The organism is Bradyrhizobium sp., assembly GCF_019244115.1.
Taxonomy (GTDB): domain Bacteria; phylum Pseudomonadota; class Alphaproteobacteria; order Rhizobiales; family Xanthobacteraceae; genus Bradyrhizobium.
This window is the reverse complement of sequence record NZ_JAFATE010000564.1, coordinates 1-4,692: the sequence shown is the minus strand read 5'-3', so window position 1 is coordinate 4,692 and position 4,692 is coordinate 1. Positions and strand designations below refer to the sequence as shown.

At 63.3% G+C, this 4,692-nt stretch carries 4 protein-coding genes; all 4 read left to right on the top strand.

Features of this window, described 5'->3' with window-relative positions:
- Positions 1 to 491: 491 nt before the first annotated feature.
- Complete coding sequence (locus tag JOZ76_RS25050) at positions 492 to 2,069, top strand: ABC transporter substrate-binding protein (protein WP_291703180.1); 1,578 nt, start codon at positions 492 to 494, stop codon at positions 2,067 to 2,069.
- Positions 2,070 to 2,135: 66 nt separating this feature from the next.
- Positions 2,136 to 3,077 (top strand): ABC transporter permease, encoded by a 942-nt coding sequence (locus JOZ76_RS25045; RefSeq protein ID WP_291703182.1) that lies wholly within the window; start codon positions 2,136 to 2,138, stop codon positions 3,075 to 3,077.
- Complete coding sequence (locus JOZ76_RS25040; protein WP_291703179.1) at positions 3,077 to 4,000, top strand: ABC transporter permease; 924 nt, start codon at positions 3,077 to 3,079, stop codon at positions 3,998 to 4,000. Before JOZ76_RS25045 ends, JOZ76_RS25040 begins: the two co-directional genes overlap by 1 nt.
- 1 nt (position 4,001) lies before the next feature.
- A partial coding sequence (locus JOZ76_RS25035) for an ATP-binding cassette domain-containing protein (RefSeq protein WP_291703178.1) occupies positions 4,002 to 4,692 on the top strand: 691 nt, incomplete at its 3' end.

Genomic DNA, 4,692 nt, shown 5'->3' with positions numbered 1-4,692 from the left:
AGGCAATTATCCCACAGCCAACCATCCGCTGCTTGCGTCACTGCAAACGGACACTCCGCAGGCATCTCTACGAGCCTCCACGAAAACGTCGATATCAATCGATGCCCGTGCTATCTTAACGCCTATGCGGCATTCCCTGCGCCCTCTCGTTTGAGGGTCGTTGATCGCAAAGCTCGGGTGCAAATCGCGCCGCGAGAATGCGGGCCCGTGCTCTCAACCAGCTGTTTGATATCCGAAAGCGTCGACGACGCTCCCCGTGCGTGTTCCGCTTTCCGAGACTGCGCCATCTGCCCATGCCGCTTTCTTGGGCCGGTTGACCAGCGCTTTCGCCCGATCCTTAGTCAATCGCTCTTATGCCAGTGGTTGCGGCGTGGCGACGGGCCGATCCGGCTGCTCCGCACGGCGGTTTCCAGTTGTAAGGGCCCATGACATCTGTAGTAATTGGACCAATGCGCGAGGGACGCTCGCGACCAGGTTTTGAGGAGATCAGGATGGGTGGCATCAGAAGGGCCGTGTTCGCCGCGCTGTGCGCTGCGGGACTTTCGTTTGCAACGGCGCCGGCGATGGCAGGTACGACACTGAAGGCGGTGATGCATTCGGACGTCAAAATCCTCGATCCGATCTGGACCACCGCCTACATCGTCCGCAACTTCGGCTACATGATCTACGACACGCTGCTGGCGCAGGACGAGAAGGGCGACATCAAGCCGCAGATGGTCGACAAGTACGAGGTCTCGGCCGACGGCAAGACCTATACTTTCACCCTGCGCGAAGGCCTCGTCTGGCACGACGGTAATCCGGTCACCTCTGAGGATTGCGCCGCCTCGATCAAGCGCTGGGGCGCGCGTGACGCGATGGGCCAGAAGATGATGTCCTTCGTCGAGGCCATCACGCCGGTCGACGCAAAGACCTTCACGATCAAGCTCAAGGAGCCGACCGGCCTCGTGCTGCTCGGCCTTTCAAAGCCGTCGTCGAACGTTCCCTTCATGATGCCGAAGCGCGTCGCCGAGACCGACCCGTACAAGCAGATCGAGGATCTGACCGGCTCCGGCCCGTTCGTTTTCGTCAAGGACGAATGGAAGCCGGGCGACAAGACCGTGTTCGTCAAGTTCGACAAGTACAAGCCGCGTTCGGAGCCGGCCTCGGGTCTCGCCGGCGGCAAGGTCGCGCACCTCGACCGCGTCGAATGGCTCGCGATCTCCGATCAGCAGCAGGCGGTCAACGCGCTGCAGAAGGGCGAGATCGACATGATCGAGCAGCCGAGCCACGACCTGCTCGATGTGCTCAAGAAAGATCCTGACATCACCATCCTCAACATTCCGCAGCTCAAGGCGCAATACGTGTTCCGCCCGAACTGGCTGCAGAAGCCGTTCGACAATCCGAAAATCCGGCAGGCGCTGTGGTATGCCTTCAATCAGGAAGACTTTTTGATGGCGACCATCGGCAGCGAGGACTACATCAAGGAGTGCAAGGCGCTGTTCATCTGCGATACCCCGTTCGGTTCGCTGGCGGGCACTGACGGCATCCTGACTTCCAACGTGAAGAAGGCGCAGGAGCTGCTGAAGGAAGCCGGCTACGACGGCACGCCTGTCGTGCTGATGCACTCGACCGACCTGAAGGCGCTCACCAACCTCGCGCCGGTCGCCAAATCGCTGATGGAGAAGGCCGGCTTCAAGGTCGACATGCAGTCGATGGATTGGCAGACGCTGGTGGCGCGCCGCGCCAAGAAGGACCCGCCCAATGCCGGCGGCTGGCATGCTTTCATGACCTCGTGGGTCACCGCCGACGTCATGAACCCGGTCTCGGCGGCCTATGTGAATTCAAGCTGCGACAAGGCCTCGTTCGGCTGGCCCTGCGACGAGAAGATGGAGAAGCTGCGCGACGAATTCGCCAGGGAGCCGGACCCTGCGAAGCAGAAGGCGATTGCGGAGGCCGTGCAGCTGCGCAACATCGAGATGACCCAGCTGATCCCGCTCGGCGAATATCTGCAGCCGGTGGCGCTGCGCAAGAACGTGACGGGATTTTTGGCAGCTCCAGCGCCGGTGTTCTGGAACCTGGAGAAGAAGTGAATTGGTCGGCATCCCCCGGGCGGATCGCCCCGCCCGGGATCCGCGTGAGGTTGCCCGCTCTTGAACATGCTCGCTTACATTTTTAGGCGGCTCCTGCAGACCATCCCGGTGATGCTCGTCGTCGCCGTGTTCATCTTCTTGATGCTGCGGCTGACGCCGTCCGATCCCGCCGCGATCATCGCCGGCGACAACGCCACCGCCGAGCAGGTGGCGCAGATCAGGAGCCAGCTCGGCCTTGACCAGCCGATGCTGCAGCAGTTCGTGATCTGGATCGGCAAGGTTTTGCACGGCGATTTCGGCGAGAGCTTCTTCTTCAAGAAGACCGTGGCCGAACTGATCGGCGAACGCATCGAGCCGACTTTGTCGCTGGCCTTCTTCACCATCGTGATTGCGGTCCTCGTCGCAGTCCCGCTCGGCGTGCTGGCGGCGCATCGCCAGGGCAGCTGGGTCGATCGCCTGGTGATGGGCTTTTCGGTGCTGGGCTTTTCGGTGCCGACCTTCGTGGTCGGCTATCTCCTGATCTACGTGTTTGCGGTCTGGCTGAACTGGCTGCCGGTGCAGGGCTATCAGCACATCAGCGATGGGATTTGGGGCTGGGCGCAGCGGCTGATCCTGCCGGCGCTGACGCTCTCGGTGATCTACATCGCGCTGATCGCGCGCATGACGCGGGCCAGCGTGCTCGAGGTGCTCTCGGAGGATTATATCCGCACGGCGCGCGCAAAAGGCCAGATCGAGCGCAGGGTGCTGTTCCGCCACGCGCTGCGCAATGCCGCCGTGCCGATCGTCACGGTGATTGGCCTCGGAATTGCTTTGCTGATCGGCGGCGTGGTGGTCACCGAAAGCCTCTACACCATTCCTGGTCTCGGCCGGCTCACGGTCGACGCCGTGCTCGCCCGCGACTATCCGACGATTCAGGCCGTTATTCTCCTGTTCTCCTTCACCTATGTGATGATCAATCTGGCGGTCGACCTGACCTACACCTTGCTCGATCCCAGGATCCGCTACTGATGGCCGAACTCACGACGATCGAACCTGCCGTTCCGGCCGTAGCCAGCCGGCCGACGGCGTCCGCCAGGGCGATGCGACATCCCGGCGTGATCGCCGGCGGGCTAGTCATCCTGCTGGTCGTCCTGATCGGGCTGCTCGCGCCCTTTCTTGGCACCATCGATCCCACCGCGATCAATCCGGCCGCGCGCAATCGCGTGCCGGGGATGGAAATCAGCATGCGAACCGACACCGGCGAGCGCATCAAGATGGTCGCGCGGTTCGGCACCGATAGTCTCGGCCGCGACATCTACAGCCGCGTCGTCTATGGCGCGCGCGTCTCGCTCCTGATCGGCATCGCGGTCGCGGTGATCTCGATCGTGGCGGGTCTGTTCATCGGGCTTCTGGCGGGTTTCTTCCGCTGGCTCGACGCGGTGCTGATGCGGATCATGGACGGGCTGATGGCGATCCCCGCGATCCTGCTGGCGATCGCGATGGTGTCGCTGTTCCGTGCCGGCGTGGGCGCGGTCATCGCGGCGATCGCCGTGCCTGAAATCCCGCGCGTGGTGCGGCTGGTACGCTCCATCGTGCTCGGCGTGCGCGAGGAGCCCTATGTCGAGGCGGCCGTCACCCTCGGCACCCCCACGGCGACACTGCTATGGCGCCATGTATTGCCGAACACGATCGCGCCGCTGATCGTGCAGGGCACGTTCACCTGCGCCTCGGCGATCCTGGTCGAGGCGATCCTCTCCTTCCTCGGCATCGGCGTGCCGCCTGAGGTACCGACCTGGGGCAACATCATGGCCGAGGGCCGGCAGGTTTTTAGCCTCTATCCGCACAACATCATCTATCCCGGGATCATGCTGGCTGCGACCATTCTGGCCGTGAACGTGCTGGGCGATGGCCTCCGCGACACGCTCGATCCGAAAATGGCCAAGCGCGTGTGACATGAGCGCGCCGGTTCTGGAGATCTCCAATCTTGCGGTCGCGATCCACGGCGGCGGCGACCGCGCCCATGCCGTGCAGGGCATCGATCTCTCCGTCGGCGCCAACGAGATCGTCTGCGTGGTCGGCGAGTCCGGCTCCGGCAAATCGGTCACCGCGCAGGCGGTGATGGGACTGCTGCCGAAGGGGTCGCTCTCGGTGAGGAGCGGTTCGATCCGCCTCAAGGGCGAGGAGCTGACGCAAAAGAGCGAAGCGGAGCTCCGCGCAATCCGCGGCCGGCAGATGGCGATGGTGTTCCAGGAGCCGATGACGGCGCTCAACCCGGTGGAACGGGTCGGCAACCAGATCGCCGAGATTCTCGAGATCCACACCACCCTTGACGCCAAAGGGCGTCGCGAGCGGGTGCTCGAAATCATGCGTGCGGTGCATCTGCCCGATCCCGAGCACATGATCGATGCCTATCCGCACCAGCTCTCAGGTGGGCAGCGCCAGCGCATCATGATCGCGGCGGCGCTGGTGCTCGATCCTGCGCTGTTGATCGCCGACGAGCCGACGACCGCGCTCGATGTCACGACGCAGGCGCAGATCCTCAAGCTGATCGCAGAACTGCGCGCGCGGCGCGGCACGGGTGTGCTTTTCATCACGCATGATTTCGGCGTCGTCGCCGATATCGCCCACCGCGTCGTCGTCATGC